At 46.7% G+C, this 683-nt stretch carries 1 protein-coding gene; it reads left to right on the top strand.

The features are described 5' to 3' along the window. Positions 1 to 17: 17 nt before the first annotated feature. Positions 18 to 683 (top strand): cadherin-like domain-containing protein (locus tag ACSMFO_RS40175; protein ID WP_436462541.1); only part of this gene is annotated, 666 nt, incomplete at its 3' end.

Here is a 683-nt window from a genome sequence, read left to right as displayed (position 1 = left end):
CATCGGGCGCATTTATAGTGACGAGTGTATTTGTGACGGTTACGCCAGTGAATGATGTACCAGTGGTGCCAAACTATGAGTTTGTAATCAATGAAGACACGACTTTAAATAGCCAAGTGGTGGCAACGGATGTCGATGGCAATCCATTGACGTACGGGTTACTGACAGGTCCAGTGAATGGAACGGTCAATGTGAATCCAGACGGCACCTACACGTATACGCCAAATGAAAATTACAATGGGACAGATAGCTTCAGTGTAGTAGTAAGCGACGGCCAGGGAGAAACGGCAGTTTCTACCATCACGATTACAATTCTGCCAGTAAATGATCCGCCAGTGGGGCCAGTAGTGGTAACCTTGGTCACGAATGAAGATACGCCAGTGTCCAGTCAAATCACAGCGTTTGATCCAGATGGAGAAGTACTGACGTACACCTTACAAGATCCTCCGACAAACGGAGTGGCAGTGGTCAATGCGGATGGCACCTTCACATATACGCCAAATGGAAATTACAATGGTCCTGATACGTTTACAGTGTTAATTAGCGACCCATCGGGCGCATTTATAGTGACGAGTGTATTCGTGACGGTTACGCCAGTGAATGATGTGCCAGTGGTGCCAAACTATGAGTTTGTAATCAATGAAGACACGACTTTAAATAGCCAAGTGGTGGCAACGGATGTC

It is taken from the genome of Amycolatopsis sp. w19 (assembly GCF_051373225.1).
GTDB lineage: Bacteria > Actinomycetota > Actinomycetes > Mycobacteriales > Pseudonocardiaceae > Amycolatopsis > Amycolatopsis japonica.
Note: the sequence above shows the minus strand (reverse complement) of the source record. Positions and strands in the feature narration are given on the sequence as shown.